The 22,501-nt window shown below is 61.0% G+C and carries 22 protein-coding genes; 15 read left to right on the top strand and 7 right to left on the bottom strand.

The genetic code is table 11. From position 1 onward, the window contains the following. Window positions 1-5: 5 nt before the first annotated feature. Both AB4Z19_RS16260 and AB4Z19_RS16265 read right to left on the bottom strand, forming a co-directional pair. Window positions 6-1,229, bottom strand: a complete 1,224-nt coding sequence (locus tag AB4Z19_RS16260; protein WP_442027952.1) for an MFS transporter — start codon at window positions 1,227-1,229, stop codon at window positions 6-8. Window positions 1,230-1,322: 93 nt separating this feature from the next. Continuing rightward, window positions 1,323-2,348 carry a CDP-6-deoxy-delta-3,4-glucoseen reductase gene (locus AB4Z19_RS16265; protein ID WP_442027954.1) on the bottom strand — a complete coding sequence of 342 codons (1,026 nt, stop codon included), beginning with the start codon at window positions 2,346-2,348 and terminating at the stop codon, window positions 1,323-1,325. Window positions 2,349-2,360: 12 nt separating this feature from the next. Here AB4Z19_RS16265 and AB4Z19_RS16270 point away from each other — a divergent pair, with 12 nt between their 5' ends. From AB4Z19_RS16270 to AB4Z19_RS16280, 3 genes are all read left to right on the top strand, one after another. Next, complete coding sequence (locus AB4Z19_RS16270) at window positions 2,361-3,242, top strand: SDR family oxidoreductase (RefSeq protein WP_442027956.1); 882 nt, start codon at window positions 2,361-2,363, stop codon at window positions 3,240-3,242. A gap of 109 nt (window positions 3,243-3,351) precedes the next feature. Beyond that, entirely contained in the window at window positions 3,352-3,594 is a 243-nt protein-coding gene (locus tag AB4Z19_RS16275; RefSeq protein ID WP_442027958.1) for a hypothetical protein, read from the top strand. A gap of 238 nt (window positions 3,595-3,832) precedes the next feature. Next, the gene (locus tag AB4Z19_RS16280) at window positions 3,833-4,075 is read left to right on the top strand and encodes a hypothetical protein (RefSeq protein ID WP_442027960.1); all 243 of its coding nucleotides are present in this window, start codon (window positions 3,833-3,835) and stop codon (window positions 4,073-4,075) included. A gap of 76 nt (window positions 4,076-4,151) precedes the next feature. Here the strand turns inward: AB4Z19_RS16280 and AB4Z19_RS16285 are convergent, their stop codons facing one another. From AB4Z19_RS16285 to AB4Z19_RS16295, 3 genes are all read right to left on the bottom strand, one after another. Beyond that, window positions 4,152-5,174: a glycine-rich domain-containing protein gene (locus AB4Z19_RS16285; RefSeq protein WP_442035612.1), complete on the bottom strand. Its 1,023-nt coding sequence runs from the start codon at window positions 5,172-5,174 to the stop codon at window positions 4,152-4,154. A gap of 264 nt (window positions 5,175-5,438) precedes the next feature. Continuing rightward, complete coding sequence (locus AB4Z19_RS16290; RefSeq protein ID WP_442035613.1) at window positions 5,439-7,148, bottom strand: CHASE domain-containing protein; 1,710 nt, start codon at window positions 7,146-7,148, stop codon at window positions 5,439-5,441. A 259-nt stretch (window positions 7,149-7,407) separates the two neighbouring features. Further along, window positions 7,408-9,168, bottom strand: a complete 1,761-nt coding sequence (locus AB4Z19_RS16295; protein WP_442035614.1) for a glutamine--tRNA ligase/YqeY domain fusion protein — start codon at window positions 9,166-9,168, stop codon at window positions 7,408-7,410. Between the two features lie 132 nt (window positions 9,169-9,300). Between AB4Z19_RS16295 and AB4Z19_RS16300 the strand changes: the two genes are divergently transcribed. The 4 genes from AB4Z19_RS16300 to AB4Z19_RS16315 are packed head-to-tail and all read left to right on the top strand — an operon-like array spanning window position 9,301 to window position 11,771. Then, window positions 9,301-9,594, top strand: coding sequence for a DnaJ domain-containing protein (locus AB4Z19_RS16300; RefSeq protein WP_442028843.1), 294 nt, complete (start codon window positions 9,301-9,303; stop codon window positions 9,592-9,594). 18 nt (window positions 9,595-9,612) lie between these two features. Further along, window positions 9,613-10,119: a hypothetical protein gene (locus AB4Z19_RS16305; protein ID WP_442028842.1), complete on the top strand. Its 507-nt coding sequence runs from the start codon at window positions 9,613-9,615 to the stop codon at window positions 10,117-10,119. Window positions 10,120-10,122: 3 nt separating this feature from the next. Next, complete coding sequence (locus AB4Z19_RS16310; protein ID WP_442035615.1) at window positions 10,123-10,899, top strand: hypothetical protein; 777 nt, start codon at window positions 10,123-10,125, stop codon at window positions 10,897-10,899. Next, on the top strand, window positions 10,899-11,771 hold the full coding sequence (locus AB4Z19_RS16315; protein WP_442035616.1) for a hypothetical protein: 873 nt from the start codon (window positions 10,899-10,901) through the stop codon (window positions 11,769-11,771). The genes AB4Z19_RS16310 and AB4Z19_RS16315 overlap by 1 nt, the downstream gene beginning before the upstream one ends. Here AB4Z19_RS16315 and AB4Z19_RS16320 read toward each other — a convergent pair. Further along, window positions 11,762-12,658, bottom strand: coding sequence for a LysR family transcriptional regulator (locus tag AB4Z19_RS16320; RefSeq protein ID WP_442035617.1), 897 nt, complete (start codon window positions 12,656-12,658; stop codon window positions 11,762-11,764). The genes AB4Z19_RS16315 and AB4Z19_RS16320 overlap by 10 nt on opposite strands. Window positions 12,659-12,736: 78 nt before the next feature. On the opposite strand from AB4Z19_RS16320, the gene AB4Z19_RS16325 reads away from it, so the two are divergent. The 3 genes from AB4Z19_RS16325 (at window position 12,737) to AB4Z19_RS16335 (ending at window position 15,218) form a co-directional block, all read left to right on the top strand. Then, window positions 12,737-13,981: an MFS transporter gene (locus AB4Z19_RS16325; RefSeq protein WP_442035618.1), complete on the top strand. Its 1,245-nt coding sequence runs from the start codon at window positions 12,737-12,739 to the stop codon at window positions 13,979-13,981. A gap of 85 nt (window positions 13,982-14,066) precedes the next feature. Continuing rightward, window positions 14,067-14,792: a DUF1223 domain-containing protein gene (locus tag AB4Z19_RS16330; RefSeq protein ID WP_442025121.1), complete on the top strand. Its 726-nt coding sequence runs from the start codon at window positions 14,067-14,069 to the stop codon at window positions 14,790-14,792. 99 nt (window positions 14,793-14,891) lie between these two features. Beyond that, a complete protein-coding gene (locus tag AB4Z19_RS16335; protein ID WP_442025119.1) occupies window positions 14,892-15,218 on the top strand; it encodes a hypothetical protein in 327 nt (108 codons plus the stop codon). 126 nt (window positions 15,219-15,344) lie between these two features. Here the strand turns inward: AB4Z19_RS16335 and AB4Z19_RS16340 are convergent, their stop codons facing one another. After that, window positions 15,345-16,571: a CaiB/BaiF CoA transferase family protein gene (locus tag AB4Z19_RS16340; protein WP_442025117.1), complete on the bottom strand. Its 1,227-nt coding sequence runs from the start codon at window positions 16,569-16,571 to the stop codon at window positions 15,345-15,347. A gap of 69 nt (window positions 16,572-16,640) precedes the next feature. On the opposite strand from AB4Z19_RS16340, the gene ugpQ reads away from it, so the two are divergent. The 5 genes from ugpQ (at window position 16,641) to AB4Z19_RS16365 (ending at window position 22,446) form a co-directional block, all read left to right on the top strand. Then, window positions 16,641-17,393, top strand: a complete 753-nt coding sequence (ugpQ, locus tag AB4Z19_RS16345) for a glycerophosphodiester phosphodiesterase (RefSeq protein ID WP_442025123.1) — start codon at window positions 16,641-16,643, stop codon at window positions 17,391-17,393. Between the two features lie 159 nt (window positions 17,394-17,552). Continuing rightward, on the top strand, window positions 17,553-20,165 hold the full coding sequence (gene alaS, locus AB4Z19_RS16350) for an alanine--tRNA ligase (protein ID WP_442025115.1): 2,613 nt from the start codon (window positions 17,553-17,555) through the stop codon (window positions 20,163-20,165). A gap of 156 nt (window positions 20,166-20,321) precedes the next feature. Next, window positions 20,322-20,579: a sulfurtransferase TusA family protein gene (locus AB4Z19_RS16355; RefSeq protein WP_442035619.1), complete on the top strand. Its 258-nt coding sequence runs from the start codon at window positions 20,322-20,324 to the stop codon at window positions 20,577-20,579. Window positions 20,580-20,739: 160 nt separating this feature from the next. Next, window positions 20,740-21,489, top strand: a complete 750-nt coding sequence (locus tag AB4Z19_RS16360; RefSeq protein WP_442025111.1) for an electron transfer flavoprotein subunit beta/FixA family protein — start codon at window positions 20,740-20,742, stop codon at window positions 21,487-21,489. A 27-nt stretch (window positions 21,490-21,516) separates the two neighbouring features. Then, window positions 21,517-22,446 (top strand): electron transfer flavoprotein subunit alpha/FixB family protein, encoded by a 930-nt coding sequence (locus tag AB4Z19_RS16365; protein WP_442025109.1) that lies wholly within the window; start codon window positions 21,517-21,519, stop codon window positions 22,444-22,446. Window positions 22,447-22,501 lie beyond the last annotated feature (55 nt).

Consider the following 22,501-nt stretch of genomic DNA (forward strand, 5'->3'; position numbering starts at 1 on the left):
TGATACTACTTGTCGTGGTGCGGGAACTTGTCCATGTGTGTGAGCACCGGGAAGAAGCGCGTCCACAGGCCCGTGACCACCAGCGTGGCGAGACCGCCGAAGATCACGGCGCGCGTCAGGCCGAACCAGCCTGCAGTCAGGCCCGATTCGAATTCACCCAGCTCGTTCGATGCACCGATGAATACCGAGTTCACCGCGCTCACGCGTCCCCGGATCGCGTCCGGCGTTTCGAACTGCACCAGCAGGTGGCGCACGTACACGCTGATCATATCGCCCGCGCCCATCAGCAGCAGCACGACCAGCGCCACCACGAAGTTGCTGGTGGAGCCGAGGATCACGGTGCAGACGCCGAATACCGCAACGCCGCCGAACATCCATTTGCCAACGCTGCGCGTAATGGGCCAGAACGCGAGCGCAATCGAGCACAGTGCCGCGCCGGCGCCCGGCGCGGTACGCAGCAGGCCAAGGCCGGTCGGGCCGATGTGCAGCACATCGTGCGCCAGCGCCGGCAGCAGGGCGGTCGCGCCGCCGAACAGCACGGCAAACAGGTCGAGCGAAATCGCACCCAGCACGATGGGGCGCGAGAACACGAAGCGTAAGCCTTCCAGCACGCTGTGCCAGGTGGCCGGCTCGTTGCGCGTGGCTTGCGGTGCTGGCTTCGTCAACAGCATCAGGATCACGGCGCAGATCAGCAGTGTCGAGGAAACGGTATAAACCGTTGCGGGACCATAGACGTACAGCAGGCCGCCCAGCGTCGGGCCGAGAATCACAGCGACCTGGAAGCTGGAGCTGCTCAAGGCCACGGCGCGGCTGAAGTCTTCCGTCGGCACCATATTCACCAGAACCGCTTGCGTAGCAGGACTCATGAACGCGCGAGCGCTACCAAAGAGCACCAGGATGGCGAATACAGGCCAAACGGCAGCCATGCCGCTGTGCGTGTACGCAAACAGCAGCAGTCCGCACGCCAGTTGCGCGCCGACGCAGCAGGTGATGATGTTGCGGCGGTTGTAGCGGTCAGCGGCGTGGCCGGCGATCAGAATCAGCAGCAGGAAAGGCAGGAACTGCGCGAGGCCGATCATGCCGAGGTAGAAGAGATTATGCGTTTGCGCATAAACCTGCCAGCCGATAGCGACGCTTTGCATCTGCACGGCGAGCGTGCCTGCAATACGGGCGGCGAGGTAGAAAGAGAAGTTGCGGTGGCGGAGGACTGAGAAACCGTTGGATGACATATTGAACCCGAAAGGCGGGCCAGGCCCAAGGGCCGACCCAGGAACGCGGTGGTCGCAGGCAAGGGTCTGACCCTTGGGGTCTGACCCCGGGGTTTAGGGCTTCAGAAGGTCGGCTTCGGTGGTGAACGCGTCTGCATAGAACTCGTCTTCCGGCAGCTGGCACTCCTTGACGAAGTCGCGCTTGGCCGATTCCACCACGATCGGTGCGCCGCAGGCGTAGACCTGGTAGCCCGACATATCCGGCAAGTCCTGCATCACGGCCTGGTGAACGTAACCGCGGCGGCCGGACCAGTGCTCTTCTTCCAGCGCATCCGATACCACCGGCACGTATTTGAAGTTCGGCATCTCTTCCGCCCACTGGCGGCACAGGGCGTCCATGTACAAGTCTTGCGGACGGCGGCCGCCCCAGTACAAGGTCATCTCGCGCTTGGATTCCTTGGCGCGCATATGCTCCACGATAGCCTTGATCGGTGCGAAGCCCGTACCGGAGGCCAGCAGCACCATCGGCTTCTCGTTATCCTCACGCACGAAGAAAGTGCCCAGCGGACCTTCAAAGCGCAGGATGTCGCGCTCTTTCATGGTGGTGAAGACCTGGTCGGTGAACAGGCCGCCCGGCATATGGCGGATGTGCAGGGTCAGAGGACCTTGCTCCGGCGCGTTGGCGATACTGTAGCTGCGGCGCTTGTTATCGCGCAGCATGAACTCGACGTACTGGCCGGCGCGGTATTGCAGCGTTTCGTTGGCTGGCAGCTGCAGGGTCATTACGATGACGTCCGGCGCCAGCTTCTCCAGCGTGGTCACGCGCGACGGCATCTTCTTGATCGGGAAATCGCTGCTGCCCGCCACTTCGCGGATCTGCACCACCAGGTCGGAGTGCGGCACCGCGCAGCAGAACAGGGACTGGCCAGCCGCTTCCTCTTCCTCGCTCAGCGCGCGGCGCTGGTGCGCCTTGTGGCTGACAGAACCTTCCAGCACTTTGCCCTTGCAGGAGCTGCAAGCGCCGTTCTTGCAGCCATACGGCAGGCCTACGCCTGCGCGGATGGCCGCCGCCAATACGGTTTCGTCTTCTTCACAGCTGAATTGGTGGCCACTAGGCTGAACAGTAATTTGGAAAGACATACAATCTCAAAAATGGATATCAGTAAAAAATTCAACAAGCCGCGCCTGCTCATTATCGGCTGCGGCGATGTGGGTATGCGTCTGCTGCCTCTGGTGCGCGATCAGTACCGCGTGTTTGCCGTCACCAGCCAGCGCGAGCGCTTTGCCGAACTGCGTGCCGCCGGGGCCGTGCCCCTGCTGGCAAATCTTGACCAGCCTGCTTCACTGAGCCGTCTCGCGGGACTGGCACAATCGGTCGTGCATCTGGCGCCGCCCCAAACCGAGGGTCAGATCGACCGCCGTACCCGCAATGTGACCGCCATTTTACCTGACCGGGCGCGCGTGGTTTATGTGAGCACCACAGGGGTGTATGGCGACTTGCAAGGCGCCTTCGTGGATGAAACCCGTACCGTGGCGCCCCGCAATGCCCGCGCGCAGCGCCGGGTGGATGCGGAACAGGTGTTGCGCCGGTGGGCGCGGCGCTCGGCAGGGCGGCTGTCGATCCTGCGCGTGCCGGGCATTTACGCGGGCGACCGGCTGCCGATCAAGCGGCTGGAAGAGGGCACGCCAGCCTTGCGCAGCGAGGATGACGTCTACACCAATCACATTCATGCGGACGACCTGGCGCGCATTGTGGCGGCTGCGCTGCTGCGCGGCCAGCCATGCCGGGTCTACCATGCGGTCGATGACAGCGATATGAAGATGGGCGACTATTTCGATGCCGTGGCAGATGCCCACGGCCTGCCGCGTCCGCCGCGTTTGCCGCGGGCTGAATTGGCAAAGGCGGTGTCGCCGACTTTACTGTCATTCATGTCGGAGTCGCGCCGCCTGTCGAATGGCCGTATAAAGCGTGAACTGGGTGTGCATTTGCGGTATCCGACTGTTGCTTTTTTACTCAGCGAAAGCCGGATGTAAGCTTTCTCGCGCACACTTGCATGTGGAGACGGTCGCCCTATTGATCTCGCTCAATGGACGGCCTGAAATCTGGGGCTATCGTGAGCCCAGCACAAGGAAGGAGAGCGCAATGAACGCCACCCATCCCACCAAAGAACAGGTTCGTGCCTATCTGCTTCAGCGCGGGCGCGCGCATTTGCCGCCGCCGCCGCCGGACGAAATCCGCCGCCGCCTTGACTGGCGCGTTGAACACGAACCTGCGGCGGGGGCTTTGCCCGCCGCGATCTTCCTGCCATCGGCCCTGTTTCAGCTGGGCGCCCTCATGGCCTTAACCTGGATTTGCCTGCCTTTTGGGCCGCGTGATCCACGTTAAACAAGCCTTTCTTATGCATGAAAATTTCCTACCACAAGATTTCGCGATAGAATCTATCGAATTCTAACGAAAGTTGCGCGGCGTTAAGCCGAAAGCAACAAAAACATGTATGATATCGGTCATGTGCACTAAAAAGCGTCAACGACGATGGTTTTTGGCGATTTTTTAGTAAATTACCGCTGAATATTTTGTGAAATTTCTGTCGCTTTTTGGCGACATTTAGAGAAGAACTGAGATCATGTCGTCCCTGAAAGAAATCACCGCCTCCACGTCCTACAACCCTAACCGCGTTCTCGACGCGATTATCGAGAAACTGCAGCTGAAGAATGATGCTGCTCTGTCGCGCGCGCTGGAAGTTGCGCCGCCTGTGATCTCGAAGATCCGTCACAATACGCTGCCAATCGGCGCTACCATCCTGATCCGCATGCACGAAATCAGCGATTTCAGCATCCGCGAACTGCGCGAAATGATGGCGCACTAAGCGTTCCATTGGACGTAAAAAAACGGCCGCACCTGTTGCCAGGTGGCGGCCGTTGCCGTTTTCAGGACGGCTGAATTTATGCAGTAGTCAGGCGCGGACGCTCTGCATAGAATTTTGTGGTTTCCGCTTCAGCTGCCTGGGTGCCGACGCGGCCGGAATAGGCAGTCTTCGCTTCGGCCGACACGCGGCCGGAGTAAGCGGTTTGTGCAGCCACGCGGCCCGAGTAGGCGGTCTTTTCGGCAGCCACGCGGCCAGAATAGGCCACTTGTTCGCCGGCGACACGGCCGGAGTAGGCAGTTTTCGCTTCGGCGGCTACGCGGCCGGAGTAAGCGACTTGTTCACCAGCGACACGGCCGGAGTAGGCAGTTTTTGCTTCGGCAGCCACGCGGCCAGAGTAGGCCACTTTTTCGCCAGCGACGCGGCCGGAGTAGGCAGTCTTCGCTTCGGTAGCCACGCGGCCAGAGTAGGCCACTTTTTCGCCAGCGACGCGGCCGGAGTAGGCAGTCTTCGCTTCGGCGGCAACGCGGCCGGAATATGCCACTTGCTCGCCAGCGACACGGCCCGAGTACGCGGTCTGGGCGCCCGCAACGCGGCCCGAGTAGGCGATCTGCTCGCCAGCTACGCGGCCCGAATAAGCCACGCTCACTCGGCCCGAGTAAGCCGTTTTGGCGCTGAAGTCCGGCGCTGCGACGCGGCCGGAGTAGGCCACTTCCGAACGCAGGTAATCTTCGCCGAAGGTTTCCTCATACAGCTCCTTCATGCGATTGCCGACGCGCTCGTGTGCTTCTTCGTCATCTTCACCGCGCAGGCCGATATACGGGAAATGGTGCAGGAAATAACCGAACACATTCTCGCAGTCCACCGCGTACTTCATGGTGTCCAGGATGTGATAGTGCCAGAAGATATCCACGTCCATCAGCGGTGCAGTCTGCTCGTTCGGGAACATCTTCATGAGGTACAGGAATCGGCGGTATTCGAATTCGATCGCGTTGACTTTTTCCAGCGACCAGCCCTCGCCGGATTCCTCGTGCATCAGTTTGACTTTGATCGGTTCCAGATCCAGATCGGCAATAGCCTTGAAGCTTTCAGAAGAAATCATGAGTGAAATCCCTTTATCTCAAATGAAGTTGAAGAGTTAAAGATGCCGTCTGGGGGCTGGAGCGCTACTTGCCTGGCATCAGGGACGTTCAGAAGTTTGGGAACGCAACGTTGATGTAGATCAACTAGCTCAAGTATAGACAGCGACCGCTAGAATACAAGTAACAATTCGTTGATGAGCGCACGATACAACACATAAATGTTCCTTTTAAATCAGTAGTTTGGCGCGATGAATTGTTACATGGGCATTAATGTTGAGTTACGTTCATGCCGTTAAGCTCAGTGCGTTGGCGTGACGATAACCGACCGGCACCGCTACCGTGACCGTGGTGCCGCTGTCCGGATTGCCGCAGATGGAGCAATGTCCGCCGAGCAGGTTGATGCGCTCTTCGATGCCCACCAGGCCAAAGGAACCAGTCTTGTTGCGGCTGCCGGGGTTGATCCCGATACCATTGTCGGTAATCGTCATGCGCAACATGCCTGCAGTCTGGCGCAATTCGACGCGCACCAGGCTGGCGTGGGCATGCTGGTAGATGTTGCTGAGCGACTCCTGCAGCACGCGGAAGAAGGCGATCGCGCAGCGGTCGTCCGCAGCAATGTCGGCACCATCCTCGACCAGTTCGCACACAATGCCGGAGCGCTGGCGGAATTGCGCCACCTGCCACTCGACCGCGGCGCCCAGTCCCAGGTCCAGCACATTGGGGCGCAGATCGTTGATGATGGTGCGCACGCTGCGGATGGTGTTATCGATCTGGCGCAGTGTGGACACGGCCCGTGCATGCAGGCGCGGGTGGCGCAGGGCAGTGCGCGTGACGAGAATGTCGACCTCGATGCGCAGCACCAGCAGGTTCTGTCCCAGGTCGTCGTGGATCTCGCGGGCGATGCGCTTGCGTTCCTCTTCCTTAATCTGGTCGGTGTGCGCCGCCAGCATGCGCAGGCGCTGGTGCGACAGCTGCAGCTTGGACTGGCTGTCGCGCAGCTCGCGCGTCATGGCGCGCGCCATGCGCACGGCGCGGCGGCGCGAGGAGGCGAGAATCATGAACAGGGCGTAAATCAGCATGCTCGCGCCGAAGCCCACGGCGCCTGCCACGCCTGGCAGATACACATTGGAGCGGGAGTACAGCGAGTATCTGGGCACGCTGAAATGCGCCTGCCACAAGCGCGCGTTGAACTGGACCGGCAGCGACAGAATGAAACTTTGGTCGTCGGGATTTGCCCTAGTGCCGGGCTGGCTGTCGTACAGCAGCTTCCCAGGGTGATCCGCCGATAGCGGCGCGCTGGCCAGTCCGCCGTCGTACAGCACCACGTGCACCTGATGGTCCGGCATGTCGCCCAGTGCATTCTTGACCAGGCGCTGCACGCTGAAACCCAGTCCGACCGATCCGATATTGGCGGCGCGGCGTTCTTCGACTGTGGTGAAAGGCTGTCGCTGGTGGCGATAGATCGGAATGCGCATGGCCATGCCCACGTCGTCCGGACGGGCGCGCAGCGGGATAGGCTCGAAGGAGCCGCTCATGGTGCCTTTGTCGCGGGCGTTGAAAACGGATTGCGCCACGCTGGGGCGGGCGGCGATATCGAGGCCGAAGCGATCGGCAAAGCCGTCCAGCGGCTCGATCATGGTCAACACGGCATATTCGGGACGGTGGCCCGCGGGCCGGATGCGGTAAGCCGGGTAGCCGTCGTCCGTTTCGCCCAGTTTGCGCATCTGTTCTTCGACGGCGGCGCGCTGCTCGTCGGTGAAATACTGCGCATAGTTGATGCTGTCGACGGCCGGGAAATTGTGTGCCAGATCCAGTCCCTGTACGTAGCGGCGGAAGCTTTCGCGTGTCACGCTGCCGGATGCCTGAAAATAGCTGGCCGTACCGCGCAGGACTTCGGTATAGGCCTTGATGCTGGAATCGATGTTGAACTGCGCGTTACGGGCCAGATGGCGGAAGCGCTCGTTCGCCTCGTAGTCCACCGTGTTGCTGGACATGACGTAAAACCCCAAACCCACGCAAAACGACAGCAGCAAACCGGTCCACCAGGTTGGCTTGCGGGGCGAGTACAAACGGTTGAGCAGATTGGTGGGYAAGAGGAATACCTTGAGGGAAAGTTGGTTGAATATATTTACTTTCCGTAATGCATGCAATAAGGTATTCGTTGCATTTATGCCATATTGATTGAAATCAAAGCAAGTAAAGAAAAAGCCGCCCGAAGGCGGCTTTTCTTGTTCTAGACAGGGACGATTACATTTACTTCGCCCAGCTGTCCTTCAGTGTAACGATACGGTTAAACACGGGTTTTCCCGGCTGCGAATCGACGCGGTCGGCGACAAAGTAGCCATGGCGTTCGAACTGGTAGCGCTGCTCCGGAGTGGCGTCTTTCAGGCCTGGCTCCAGATAGGCTTTTACCTTTTCCAGCGCTTTCGGATTCAGGAATTCCTTGAAATCGCGGCCGCCCGAATCAGGCTTTTCTTCGGTGAACAGACGGTCATACAGGCGCACTTCCGCTTCCAGCGCGGCAGCCACGCTGACCCAGGTGATATTGCCTTTCACCTTGTAGTTGTCGGCGCCCGGCGTGCCGGACCTGGAGTCCTCGAAATACTTCACGCGCACGGCGGTGACCTTGCCGTTGGCATCCTTGTCGTAGCCGGTGCATTCCACCACGTAGCCGTACTTCAGGCGCACGCGGCTGCCCGGATTGCCGTCGATTGGCGGCGTGAAGCGGAAGTAGCCCTTGGTCGGCACTTCCATGAAGTCTTCTTCTTCAATCCACAGTTCGCGCGTGAACGGGAAGGTGCGGTGACCGAGTTCCGGATGGTGCGGGTGAACAGGGGAGGTGCACTCCACCGATTCGCCTTCAGGGAAATTCTCGACGATCAGTTTCAGCGGACGCAGCACGGCGATCGCGCGCGGCGCTTTCGGGTCCAGGTCTTCGCGCACGGCCCCTTCCAGCACGCCGAAGTCGATCCAGCCATCGGACTTGGTCACACCGGTGCGCTCGCACATCAGTTGAATGCCTTCCGGCGTGAAGCCGCGGCGGCGCATGCCGGCCATGGTTGGCAGGCGCGGATCGTCCCAGCCGTCCACGATGCCTTCTTCCACCATCTGGCGCAGCTTGCGCTTGGAGGTGACGATGTAGGTCAGGTTCAGGCGCGCGAATTCGTACTGCTTCGGCACCGGCTGTTCGAAGAAGCCGCCTTCCGCCAGCGTGGCCAGCAGCCAGTCGTAGAACGGGCGGTGATCCTGGAATTCCAGCGTGCAGATGGAATGCGTGATGTTTTCCAGCGCGTCCGAAATCGGGTGGGTGTAGTCGTACATCGGATAGATGCACCACTTGTCGCCCGTGCGGTGGTGATGTGCGTGGCGGATGCGGTAGATCGCCGGGTCGCGCATATTCATGTTCGGCGAGGCCATGGCGTCTTCGCTGATCTTGGCGCGCAGGACGTGCTCACCATCCTTGAACTTGCCCGCCTTCATGTCGCGGAACAGTTGCAGGTTCTCGTCCACGGAACGGTTGCGGAAGGCCGAGTTGGTGCCGGGCGTGCTGAAGTTGCCGCGGTTGGCGGACATGTCGGCCGCGCTCTGGCTGTCGACGTAGGCCTTGCCCACCTTGATCAGGTACTCGGCCATCTCGTACAGCTTGTCGAAGTAGTCCGACGCGTAGTACAGGTGGTCGCCGGCGCCTACCGGGCCTTTGTATTCCCAGTCGAAGCCCAGCCAGCGCACGCTGTCGATGATGGAGTCGACGTATTCCTGTTCTTCCTTTTCCGGATTGGTGTCGTCGAAGCGCAGGTGGCAGCGGCCGCCGAAATCGCGCGCCAGACCGAAGTTGGTGTAGATGGACTTGGCGTGGCCGACGTGCAGGTAGCCATTTGGCTCCGGCGGGAAGCGGGTGATGACGGATGGCAGGCCCGGACGGTCGTGGGCACCGGTTGTCAGGTCACTTTCAACGATATTGCGCAGAAAATTCGGCGCTGGCGCCGTTGCGGTGCTGTTTTTGTCGTTGCTCATGGAAGAAAACGGTGGAAAAAGAGTCGAATGTCCACCATTTTACCGTACGACCGGGGCGATGATGGGACGGCCGTGCCTTTATATAGGATAATTCGTCTTTGCACGTTTAAAAATCGACTCCGGAGTTTCCTTATGGAAAATTTATATAATGTGCTCGGTGTCGCGCCCAATGCCTCGGACGAGGAAATCAAGAAGGTTTACCGATCGCTGGCCATGCGTTTCCACCCGGACCGCAACCAGGAGCCCGGCGCCGACGCGCGCTTCAAGGCCATCGTGAAGGCCTACGAGGTGCTGTCCGACCCGGCCAGGCGCGAAGAGTACAACCAGAGCCTGCACCATCGCATCATTGTCGACCCCGAAGCCGAGGCTTACAGCCAGTGGCGTTCGGTCTTCAGCCTGCACGGCGTTTCCGTGCCCGCTGCGTAACAAAGGAATCAAGCAGTAATGAGCAAAGTACACCACGAGTTCGCCTACCAGGCGCGCGAGCTGGCCGGCCAGATCGAGGGCATCCTCGGCGATCCGCCCGATCAGAAGAATTACAAGAAGATGCTGGACACGCTGATGGCCGAATACGCCAGCGGCAGCGGCATCGAGGACCTGAACATGATGGCCTTCGCGCTGGTCGACGTGATCGAGTTCCATGATCCCAAGGCCGTGCTGAAGGATGCTGAAGACTTCGAATACGGCGATCCGGCCCGTGTGTTTGGCGCTGCAACGTGCCCGGACGGCACGCCGGCCAAGATGCTGGAAGCCATTGAAGAGAATTACCCGGACCTGGGTCGCCAGGCCATCATCACCGCCTTCCTGCACAAGCATCCGCGCATGTGGGATGAAGACGATACCTCCCTCGACCAGCTGGCCGAGGGCGACGAGGGTGATGACGAAGACGAGTACCGCGACGAAAGCGCGAGCGACGATTTCGCCCAGATCTTTGACCAGGGAGAGGAGTAAGCGATGTCCGATAAAAATCTGCCAGCAATCAGCAAGCAGGTCACCGAACTCGTACTGGCAGGCTCGCTGGAGCATGCCGAGAAAGCCTTTGCCGAAGCCGCCGAACAGCACGGTGACCTGGCCGTGGTGGAAGTGCTGCAGAATATTCCGCCGCATGTGACGGCGCTGCATATGTCCGGCTTCGACGGTGGCAAGCTGTCGCTGGCCACGCTGCTGGTGCCGCCGAAGCAGTGGGCGGAAAGCCTGGCCTACCTGGCCGCGACCTGGTCCGACGATATGATCGAAGACGATCCGGAGCGCATCGCCGAATCGCTGTTCGCGCACATCCACGGCGTCGTGTTCGGTACCGAAGATGAGGAGCGCCGCGTCGAATTGCTGAAGGAAGCTTCGGCCACCGACTGGGGCTGCACGGCGTTTGCCATCCTGTTCTCGATGGCGCCGCGCGATGTGCTGGAAGTGGCGGGAGAAGTGATTTCGAAGGGCGCCTATCTGACCGGCCAGACCGCAGCCGACAACGATATCGTGCCGATCGCTGTCGCGCTGGCGCAAGCCAATGAAGACGGCTGGGACCGCGCGCTGTTCGAACTGTTCCCGGAATTCCGCCACAGCGCCGATCTGGCCGACGCGGAGTTCAGCGACGACCCGGACGAAGAACCTGAACACCTGCAGCGCAGCACCAAGGAGCTGCTGTACCGCCTGCGCAAGCAGGTGCCGACCACGCGCAGCGCGAGCGGCAAGGAACGTGCGCGCCGCTCCATGGGCACTGGGATCTTCAACTGATGCTGCCGGCACTCGTACAAGAAAACCTGCCGCGCCTGACGCGCGCCATCAAGCTGCTGCCGGGCGATCCGCGTCCGGACGCAGCGGTGATTCTGGCCGAGGAACTGGCCACGATTACGGCCAACGTCGCGGACAAGTTCACCAACAACCGCACGGCGGAAGGCATTCAGAAGGCGATCAATCTGACTGTGGGCGGCGTGTCGCTCGGCCTGGAGCAGCTGCTGACGGTGGACAGCGATCAGGCTGCGCTGGACTTCCTGGTGGATCATGGTCCCGAAGCAGCCTTCCAGGCAGGCTTCCGCCAACTGAAGGATTTGTCGGCGATGCCGGAAGATACGCTGATCGGCGAATATGATGCCGACCCGGTGTACGCCCAGCGCCGCCTGCGCGATCTGTTCTTCGATATCTGCTACACCGATCCGAATGCGAATTGGGATGGCGTGTCGAAGTTCCAGTCGCAGCTGCAGCAGCGCCATGAAGTGCAGGGCATCGTGCGTCTTGCCAGCTGGCTGCGTCGCCACAACACGGAAGGTCCGATCAAGGACGAGGACCTGAACGCGGAAGGCGTGATCGCGCTGGCCATCATCTTCGCAGCGGAAGGCAAGGGCCGCATCGTTGCACGTACCGGGCAGAAGGAATTCGAGCGCTTCGTAAAAGCGGTGCGCAAGGATAAGCCGGACTTCGAAACCGGCTGGGCGCAGCTGGTGACGCTGGTGCCTGCGCAGCATCATCCGGTGCTGATGCATCGCATCGATCTGTATCGCCGCACCTGCACCGTGCTGCAAAAGATCCCTGGCCGCTCGGCCATGAAGACCCTGTTCGCGGAGCTGGAAAACTACGCTGGCTCGGAACTCGAAGCCGATTACGACTGATCTGCTTCGTCGCGCGCCAGCGCTACGAACGCTTCGACGAGCGGCGAGCTGTCTTCCCTGCGCTGCGCCAGCAGCAGGGAAGTGGCCGCCGCCTCATCATCCAGCGCCCGGTACACCACGTCTTCCATATGAATGCTGTGGAATGGACTCGGCAGCACCGACACTCCGATCCCCGCCGCCACCAGCCCAATGATGGTGGACGCTTCTCCCGCCTCCATCGCAATCTGCGGCACAAAGCCTGCCGCGCGGCATAGCCGGAAAATCTGAAAGTAGATACCGGTGCCGGCGTCTTTCGGATACATCACGAACGGCAGTTTCTCCAGGTCTTTCACCTTGACCTTGCGCTTGTGCGCCAGCGGCGAATCGGAAGGAAGCACCAGCAGCAGCGGATCGTCACGCAGGTGCGTGAGCGTGAGCGCTTCCGGTAGCGTCACTTCAGGCGGGCGCACAAAGCCCAGGTCCATCTTGCGCGTTTCGATGGCCTCCAGCTGGTGCAAGGTCGCCATCTCGTGCAAGGTCAGCGACACGTGCGGATACAGCTGGCGATAGCGCTTGATCGCTTTCGCAAACAGCGGCGTGAACGGCGTCGAGAAAGTAAAGCCGACGCGCAGTTCGCCCGCTTCGCCACGCTGCGCGCGCCGCGCCGTGACGACCGCGCGTTCCGATTGTGCGAGGATCTGGCGTGCATCTTCCAGGAACAGCTTGCCCGCTTCAGTAAGCCGCACCCAGCGCTTGCTGCGTTCGAACAGCTGCGCGCCGACTTCGGCTTCCAGCGCCTGGATCTGCTGGCTGAGCGGCGGTTGTCCAATGTGCAGGCGCTCGGCGGCGCGCGTGAAGCTGAGTTCTTCGGCGACGGCGACGAAGTAGCGCAGGTGGCGTAATTCCATCAGTAATCTGCTCAGTAATCTGCTTAGTAATCTGTTATAGCGATTAATAACGCCTCAAATATATATTGGACAGTATTAATGAGCAATCCTAAGATGATTGCCATGAACACCCCAGCTATCTCCGCAGGTTCCCCCGAATTCAAGCGCACCAACCGCGCGCTCTTCTTTGGCGGCTTTTCGACTTTCGCCTTGTTGTATTGCGTGCAACCGCTGCTGCCGCTGTTCGGGCATGAGTTCTCTTTAACGCCGGCGCAGGCCAGTCTGGCGCTGTCGATTTCGACTGGGGCGCTGGCGGTGTCGCTGCTGGTGTCCAGTGTGGTCAGCGACCGCTTTGGCCGCAAGCCGATCATGGGCGCCGCAATGTTCATTGGCGCGGTAATGACGCTCTTGAGCGCTTTTGCGTCTAATTTCGGACAATTGCTGGTGATTCGCGCGCTGCTGGGCCTGGGCCTGGGCGGCATGCCGGCGATTGCCATGGCTTACCTGAGCGAGGAGATCGAACCGGCCTCGCTGGGCCTGTCGATGGGGCTGTACATTTCCGGCAGCGCGTTTGGCGGCATGCTGGGGCGGATGATTACTTCCGTACTGAGCGATTTCCTGGACTGGCGCTGGGCGCTGGGTGTGATGGGCATGGCGGGGCTGTTGTCGGCGATGGAATTCTGGCGCAGCTTGCCGGTGTCGCGCCGCTTCCGTCCGGGCAAGGGAGGCCTGGCGGGGCTGACGTCCGGCATGCGCCAGCACTTTGGCGATGACGGTTTGCCGTGGCTGTTTGCCTTGGCCTTCCTGCTGATGGGCTGCTTCATCAGCGCCTACAACTACATCGGCTTCCGCTTGCTGGACGCGCCATTCTCGCTGCGTCAGAGCGTGGTGGGCGGCATTTCGCTGCTGTACCTGCTGGGTATCTTCAGCTCAGTGTGGGCGGGCCGTATGGCTGACAAGTTCGGTCGCCGCGGCGTGCTGTGGCTGGTGTTGTCGGTGATGTTTGCGGGGCTGCTGCTGACGCTTTCCGGCTCGCTGGTGCTGATCGTGGGCGGTATGGCGCTGTACACCTTTGGTTTCTTCGCTTCCCACTCCATCGCCAGCAGCTGGGTCGGCCGCCGTGCCCGCGCACCTCAGGCGCTGGCGTCAGCGCTGTACCTCTTCTTCTACTACATGGGTTCCAGCGTGGTCGGCTGGCTGTGCGGAGTGGTCTGGGCGCACCGCGGCTGGAACGGCGTTGTCGTCCTGCTTGGCTGCCTTCTGGCCGGAGCCTTGCTCATTGCCCTCCGCCTGCGCAACCTGACTCCCATTGCGACGCCTCCCGCGGCCGCCCTGGCCACCTGAACGTGCGCTGCCTTAAACGCCGTTGACCAGTTTGTAAGGATTGCCGTGTTTGCCAGACCAAGTATTATCAACTTGGGAGGCGGATATGGAATTCACGATGGCGTTGGCGGCAGCGGTGGTCGCTGGGGTGTGTTCAGTGCAGAGCCCACCCCATAAGGTGGCGCTGGTGGAGTTGTACACGTCGGAGGGCTGTGAGAGCTGTCCGCCGGCGGATAAGTATCTGGGCGAGCTGCGGGCGTCGGAGAAGCTCATTCCGCTGTCGCTGCATGTGGACTACTGGAACTACCTCGGCTGGAAAGATCCCTTCTCGCGTGCCTTGTTCACGGAACGCCAGCGCTGGCTGAGCGATCTGGCGCGCACGCACACGATCTACACGCCGGAACTCTTCGTCGGCGGACGCGAATTGCGCGGCTGGCCGGGCGGCATGTCCGCAGCGGTGGAGCGCATCAATGCCCAGCAGGCCCAAGCGGCGATCGCGATTACAGTTGGCGCGGCCGACAGTAGCGGGCTGCCGGTTGAAGTTCGTGCCAGTGCTGCACGGGCGGCCAAGCTGCACGTCGCGCTGACTGAGGACGGCATCAGCAGCCAGGTCGTCGCAGGCGAGAACAAGGGGCGCTTGCTGCATCACGATCATGTCGTGCGTGACTGGCTGGTACCCACGGCCGTGTCAGGCGGCAGCACGGTGCGTGTGGCGCAATCGCTGCCAATTCCGCGCGGCGCGAATCCGGACAAGCTGGCGCTGGTGGCCTTTGTGCAGTCGGCTGAAGGGGAAATCCTGCAAGCCACCTCGCTTAGCGTCTGCAAGCGTTGAGCTAGCTCAAACACGCGGCTGCTACGCGGAACCGGCCCGAGCGCGCGCAACTCCAAAAAGAATCGGCACAGCCCGTGCCGTTTTCGAATGGAGGAGATCATGATGCACGACAACGAGATCCGCAGCCGTTTGAACAATGTGCAGCTGGCCGTTAGTCTGGCGGCGCAGCAACTGTCCGCCGAACGCCATTTGTCCGGCGAGTTGCGCGAATACATTCAAAAGCTGGATCGCCGCTCGGATGATATCTGCGAAATCCTGGCGAGCCAGGACTTCGGCGATGTGCCGCGATTGGTGACCGATATGGAAGTGCTGGGCGCCCGCGCGCGCCGCTGCTGTTCGAGCGGTTTGCCGGTGACGCAGGAGTTGAAGGCGGCGGTGAATCATATGCACAGTGAGCTGTTCGATTTCAAACAGCACCTTCACTGAGCAACGGCGGGTCAGAACGACCCGCCCTACGTCGCAGTGCATTGATCGATCCGGCGTCCGCTATGGCGTCGGCGAACGCCTGTGATGTAGGGCGGATCATTGATCCGCCGTCCACGCAGCGCCGAATTAAACGACGCCTTTATCGCGCAAGGTGGCGATATCGGACTCGCTGCGTCCCAGCACATCGCGCAGCACTTCCTCGGTATGCTGTCCCAGCAGCGGTGGCGCGACGTCGGTTTCCGCCGGGCTGGCGGACAAGCGCATCGGGCTGCGCACCAGTTTGACCTTGCCCGCCGTCGGATGTGGCGTCTCAATGACCATGCCGCGCGCCTGTACCTGCGGATTCTGGAACACGTCGTGCAGATCGTTGATCGGGCCACACGGCACGCCAACCGCCTCCAGCTGCTCGATCCACCAGTCACGCGGTTTGGCCTTCACCATCTCGGCCAGAACCGGCACCAGCTCATCGCGATTCTTCACGCGCAGCGGGTTGGTCGCATAGCGTTCGTGCGTTGCGAGGTCCGCACGCCCGCCCACTTCAACAAACTTCTGATACTGCCCATCATTGCCGGTAGCGACGATGATGTAGCCATCCGAGCAGGCGAAGGTCTGGTAAGGCACGATGTTGGCGTGCGCATTGCCCCAGCGCTTGGGCGGCTTGCCGCTGTTAAGGTAGTTCGAGCCCATATTGGCCAGCATCGCCACCTGCACATCCAGCAGTGCCATGTCGATATACTGGCCTTCGCCGGTGCGGTCGCGATGGGTGAGGGCGGCCAGGATCGCGATGGTGGAATACATGCCCGTCATCAGGTCGGTCAGCGCCACGCCGGCTTTTTGCGGACCACCGCCCGGCAGATCATCGCGCTCGCCGGTCACGGACATCAGGCCGCCCATGCCCTGGATCAGGAAGTCATAGCCCGCGCGGTGCGCGTATGGACCGTCCTGGCCGAAACCAGTCACCGAGCAGTAGACCAGGTCCGGCTTGACCTGCTTCAGCGAGTCGTAATCCAGGCCGTATTTCTTCAGTTGGCCGACCTTGTAGTTTTCGAGCACCACATCGGCGTGCCTGGCCAATTCGCGGATCAGTGCCTGGCCCTCAGGCCTGGAGATATCGACCGTCACCGAACGCTTGCCGCGATTGGCGGAGAGGTAGTAAGCCGCCTCGGTGGTATCGGCGCCGGAAGCATCTTTGGCATATGGCGGACCCCATGCGCGCGTATCGTCGCCCGCACCGGGACGCTCGATCTTGATCACGTCCGCGCCCAGGTCCGCCAGGTTCTGCGAGCACCACGGACCGGCCAGCACGCGGCTCAGATCCAGTACGCGAATATGTCCAAGGGCCTTCGGCATCATGTTGTCTGTTCCATACTAAATTCAGGGAGCGTTAGCTTAACCGATTCAGCCGTGGTAGTGTTTCAAACCATGTGGCCTTATCCGAAAATTGTCGCTCACCGTGGCGGCGGCACGCTGGCGCCGGAAAACACCATTGCCGGCCTGCGCGCCGGCCTCGCCTACGGTTTCCATGCGGTCGAATTTGACGTCATGCTGTCGAAAGACGGCATCGGCGTGGTCATGCACGACCCGGAATTTGGCCGCACGATTTACGGCGAGGGCAGGGTGGTGGACCACACTGCGGCCGAGCTGTCGAAGAAGGACGCGGGCCGCTGGCTGAAGCCGGAGTTCCGCGGCGAGCCGGTGCCGCTGTTCCTGGAATTTGTCGATTACTGCATGGCGCAGCGGATCTGGATGAATATCGAGATCAAGCCGACCGATGGCATGGACGAAGCCACCGGCCGCTGGGTGGCGCACACCACGCGCGCGCGCTTCGCGGCGGAAGTGGCGGCGGGCGATCCGGCCGGGCTGCCGCTGCTGTCCTCTTTCAGCATGCCGGCACTGGCCGCGGCACGCGATGCTGCGCCGGACCTGCCGCGGGCTTGTCTTTTTGATCAGCTGCCGGAAAACTGGGCGCATATCGCCGGCGAACTGGATGCGGTGGCGATCCACACCAACCATAAAAATCTGACGCTGGCGACCGCCCGCGCGATCAAAGAAGCGGGCTTTGGCCTGTTTTGCTATACCGTCAACGATCCCGAACGAGCGCGGGAAATCCTCGCCTGGGGCGTGGACGGATTCTGCACGGACCGCATTGATCTGATCCCTCCTACTTTCGCTTAGAACCCAAGGCGACCCCTGGTGGCAGGCACGCGGTGCCAGCCACCCTGGCACGGGGCGCGGAACGGGTGGCTGGCTCTTAGAGCCTGCCACCTGCTTTTCGGTTCGGGCTTCACGTATAATCAACCCTTTGCACCAGCTTGCAACCTAATCCAATACGACATGAAATCTGCTGAAATTCGCGAAAAGTTCCTGAAATTCTTCGAATCCAAAGGTCACACGATTGTCCGTTCCAGCCCGCTGGTGCCAGGCAACGACCCGACCCTGCTGTTGACCAACTCCGGCATGGTGCAGTTCAAGGATGTGTTCCTGGGCCAGGATACCCGCCCGTACACCCGCGCCACCACCGTGCAGCGCTGCGTGCGCGCCGGCGGCAAGCACAATGACCTGGAAAACGTGGGTTACACCGCGCGTCACCACACCTTCTTCGAGATGCTGGGCAATTTCAGCTTTGGCGACTATTTCAAGCGCGATGCGATCAATTACGCGTGGGAGCTGCTGACCAAGGTCTACCAGCTGCCGGCTGAAAAGCTGACCGTGACCGTCTACATCGAAGACGACGAAGCCTACGATATCTGGGCGAACGAAATCGGCGTGCCGAAAGAGCGCATCATCCGTATTGGCGACAACAAGGGTTCGCGCTACGCGTCGGACAACTTCTGGCAGATGGCCGACACCGGCCCATGCGGTCCTTGCACCGAGATCTTCTACGACCACGGCGCGGACATCTGGGGTGGTCCTCCAGGCTCGCCGGAGGAAGACGGCGACCGCTTCATCGAAATCTGGAACCTGGTGTTCATGCAGTTCAACCGCGACGAAGCGGGCGTGATGCACAAGCTGCCGAAGCCTTGCGTGGATACCGGCATGGGCATGGAGCGTCTGGCCGCCGTGCTGCAGCACGTGCACTCGAACTACGAGATCGACTCCTTCCAGGCGCTGATCAAGGCGGCTGCGCGCGAAACCGGCGCCACCGACCTGGAAAACAAATCGCTGCGCGTGATCGCTGACCACATCCGCGCTGCTTCCTTCATGATCGTTGACGGCATCATCCCTGGCCCGGAAGGCCACGGCTATGTCCTGCGCCGCATCATCCGCCGCGCGCTGCGCCACGGCCATAAGCTGGGCCAGAGCAAAGCCTTCTTCTACAAGCTGGTGGAAGACCTGAACAATGAAATGGGCGCCGCCTATCCGGAACTGGCGGAAGCCAAGGACCGCGTAGCCCAGGTGCTGAAGGCCGAGGAAGAGCGTTTCGGCGAGACCCTGGAAAACGGCATGAAGATCCTGGAAGCGCAGCTGGCCAAGGACCCGAAAAACCTGGACGGCGCCACCGCCTTCACCCTGTACGACACCTACGGCTTCCCGCTGGACCTGACCGCCGATATCTGCCGCGAACGCGAAGTGACGCTGGACGAAGCCGGTTTCGCCGTCGCGATGGAAGCGCAGAAGCAGAAAGCGCGCGAAGGCGGCAAGTTCAAGAAGATGGCTGCCAATGTTGAATACAGCGGCGAAAAGAACAAGTTCGTCGGCTATGACCAGCTGGCGCACAACTCGAAAGTGATTGCCCTGTACGCCAATGGCGCGCCGGTGCAGGAACTGAAAGCGGGCGAGCAGGGCATTATGGTGCTGGACACCACGCCGTTCTACGCCGAATCCGGCGGCCAGGTGGGCGACCAGGGTCTCATCACCGGCGCTACCGGCCGCTTCACCGTGGAAGACACGCTGAAGATCCAGGCTGACGTGTTCGGCCACCACGGCGTGGTTGAACAAGGTTCTCTGAAAGTGGGCGACGCGGTCGGCGCGGAAGTGGACCAGCATTCGCGCGGCCGCACCATCCGCAACCACTCGGCAACTCACCTGATGCACAAAGCCCTGCGCGAAGTGCTGGGCGGCCACGTGGCGCAGAAAGGCTCGCTGGTCGATCCGGACAAGGCGCGTTTCGACTTCTCCCACAATGCGCCGATGACCGCCGAGGAAATCGCCAAGGTGGAAGCCATCGTCAACGCCGAGATCCTGGCTAACGCAGCGACCGAGTCGCACCACATGTCCTTCGACGACGCCGTGAAGCACGGCGCCATGGCGCTGTTCGGCGAGAAGTACGGCGACGAAGTGCGCGTGATGGACATCGGCTCCTCCAAAGAGCTGTGCGGTGGCGTACACGTGCATCGCACCGGCGATATCGGCCTGTTCAAGATCGTCTCCGAAGGCGGTGTGGCAGCGGGTATCCGCCGCGTGGAAGCCGTGACGGGCGAGGGCGCGCTGGCGCTGGTACAAGGCATGGCACGCAAGCTGAACGAAGCGGCTGCCGCACTGAAAGCCAACCCGGAAGAGCTGACCGTCAAGATCGGCGCCGTGCAGGACCAGGTGAAAGCACTGGAAAAAGAACTGGCGGCATTGAAGTCCAAGCTGGCTTCCGGCCAGGGCGACGAGCTGGTGAACAAGGCCGTCGACGTGAAAGGCCTGAAAGTGCTGGCCGCCACCATGGAAGGTGCGGATGTCACTGCATTGCGCGAAACCATGGATAAACTGAAGGATAAACTGAAGTCCGCCGCCATCGTGCTGGCCTCCGTCAACGACGGCAAGGTGAGCCTGATCGCCGGTGTGACTGCTGACTCCATCGGCAAGGTTAAAGCAGGCGAGCTGGTCAACTTCGTTGCACAACAAGTGGGCGGCAAAGGCGGCGGACGCCCTGATATGGCGCAGGCGGGCGGCACCAATCCAGACGGCCTGCCGAGCGCACTGAGTGGCGTTGCAGCATGGGTGGAGCAGCGTATCTAAAGGCGGTAAAGCCCCGTACCTAAGGGCGCGGGGCTTGTTTTAATTGCAAGGCCGTTGTGACTTTGCAACGATGTTCGAACTATTTTGGTGCAGTGCGTCACGCGCCGTAATTTGGAGTAGTATGTCGGAACATCGGTAGTAACCAGTGAGAATTTGATGAGCGACACACTACTTGAACCCGAGACCATGGAATTTCACAAGGACCTCGACGCCAGGGGCCTGAACTGCCCGCTGCCCATTCTGAAAGCGAAGAAGGCACTGGCTGAGCTGGAAAGCGGCCAGGTGCTGCGCATTGTGGCAACCGATCCGGGTTCCGTGCGCGACTTCCAGGCGTTCGCCAAACAGACCGGTAACGCCCTGCTGTCCCACGTGCAGAACGGCACCGAGTTCACCTTCCTGATGCAGCGCAAATAAGGTCACGCGCAAAACCCAAGTTATAATTCCGGCTGTTGATTTTTCGGCGCCGGATGACGTTTAAAAAACGCACGATCGTGCTATTATTCGATCGGACTAGTTGAATTCTCATATAATCTAGCCCACTTATATTACTTATCACTTTTTCAAAGGCACACCTATGAAAGTCCTGGTACCTGTCAAGCGCGTCGTCGACTTCAACGTCAAAGTGCGCGTCAAATCCGACGGCACTGGCGTGGATATCGCCAACGTCAAAATGTCGATGAACCCATTCGACGAGATCGCCGTGGAAGAGGCGACCCGCCTGAAGGAAGCCGGTAAAGTGACCGAGATCGTGGCCGTGTCCGCCGGCGTGACCCAGTGCCAGGAAACCCTGCGCACCGCAATGGCGATCGGCGCCGACCGCGGCATTCTGGTGGAGACCGCGACCGAACTGGAGCCGCTGGCTGTGGCCAAGCTGCTGAAGGCGCTGGCTGACAAAGAGCAGCCGCAGCTGATCATTCTGGGCAAGCAGGCGATCGACGATGACTCCAACCAGACCGGCCAGATGCTGGCTGCGCTGCTGGGCTGGCCGCAAGCGACCTTTGCGTCCAAAGTGGTGCTGGAAAACGGCAAGGCAACCGTGACCCGCGAAGTGGACGGCGGTCTGGAAACGCTGTCCCTGACCCTGCCGGCCATCGTCACCACCGACCTGCGCCTGAACGAGCCGCGTTATGTGACCCTGCCGAACATCATGAAGGCGAAGAAGAAGCCGCTGGATACCGTCAAGCCGGAAGACCTGGGCGTTGACGTGACCCCGCGCCTGAAGACCATCAAAGTGGCCGAGCCTGCCAAGCGTTCCGCTGGCATCAAGGTGCCTGACGCAGCAACCCTGGTTGCCAAGCTGCGCACCGAAGCTAAAGTCATCTAATTCAGGCTAACTCAAAGGATTCTCAAAATGGTCGCACTCGTAATCGCTGAACACGACAACGCTAGCCTGAAAGGCTCCACCCTGCACACCGTGACCGCCGCCGCACAATGCGGCGGCGACGTGCACGTGCTGGTTGCCGGCGCCAACGCCGGTGCTGCTGCCGAAGCAGCCGCCAAGATCGCTGGCGTCACCAAGGTGCTGCACGCTGACGCAGCCCACTTCGCCGATGGCCTGGCTGAAAACGTCGCCGAGCAGGTGCTGGCGATCGCTGGTTCCTACTCCCACATCCTGGCTCCTGCTACCGCCTACGGCAAGAACATCCTGCCGCGCGTTGCCGCCAAGCTGGACGTAGCCCAGATCTCCGAAATCACCAAGGTCGATTCGCCTGACACCTTCGAGCGTCCGATTTACGCCGGTAACGCGATCGCCTACGTGCAATCGTCCGACAAAGTGAAGGTCATCACCGTGCGTACCACCGGCTTTGACGCTGCCGCTACCGGCGGTTCCGCTGGCGTGGAAAGCGTGGCTGCTGTTGCCGATTCCGGCAAGTCCGCTTTCGTGAGCCGCGAAGTGGCCAAGTCCGATCGTCCGGAACTGACCGCTGCCAAGATCATCGTGTCCGGTGGCCGCGGCATGGGCTCGGGCGACAACTTCAAGATCCTGGAACCGCTGGCCGACAAGCTGGGCGCAGCAATGGGCGCATCGCGCGCTGCCGTGGACGCAGGCTTCGTGCCGAACGACTGGCAGGTTGGCCAGACCGGCAAGATCGTGGCGCCGTCGCTGTACATTGCCGTCGGTATTTCCGGCGCGATCCAGCACCTGGCTGGTATGAAGGACTCCAAGACCATCGTCGCCATCAACAAAGATCCTGAAGCACCGATCTTCTCCGTGGCGGACTACGGCATCGTTGGCGATCTGTTTGAAGTTGTGCCGCAGCTGGTCAAAGAACTGGGTTAATAACCACAGTCGTAACCCAAGTGGCTGCCACCCTGTGGCAGCCACTCGTTTTTTG

Origin of the sequence: Pseudoduganella sp. RAF19 (assembly GCF_052114165.1) — a bacterium.
Lineage (GTDB): Bacteria > Pseudomonadota > Gammaproteobacteria > Burkholderiales > Burkholderiaceae_D > Rugamonas.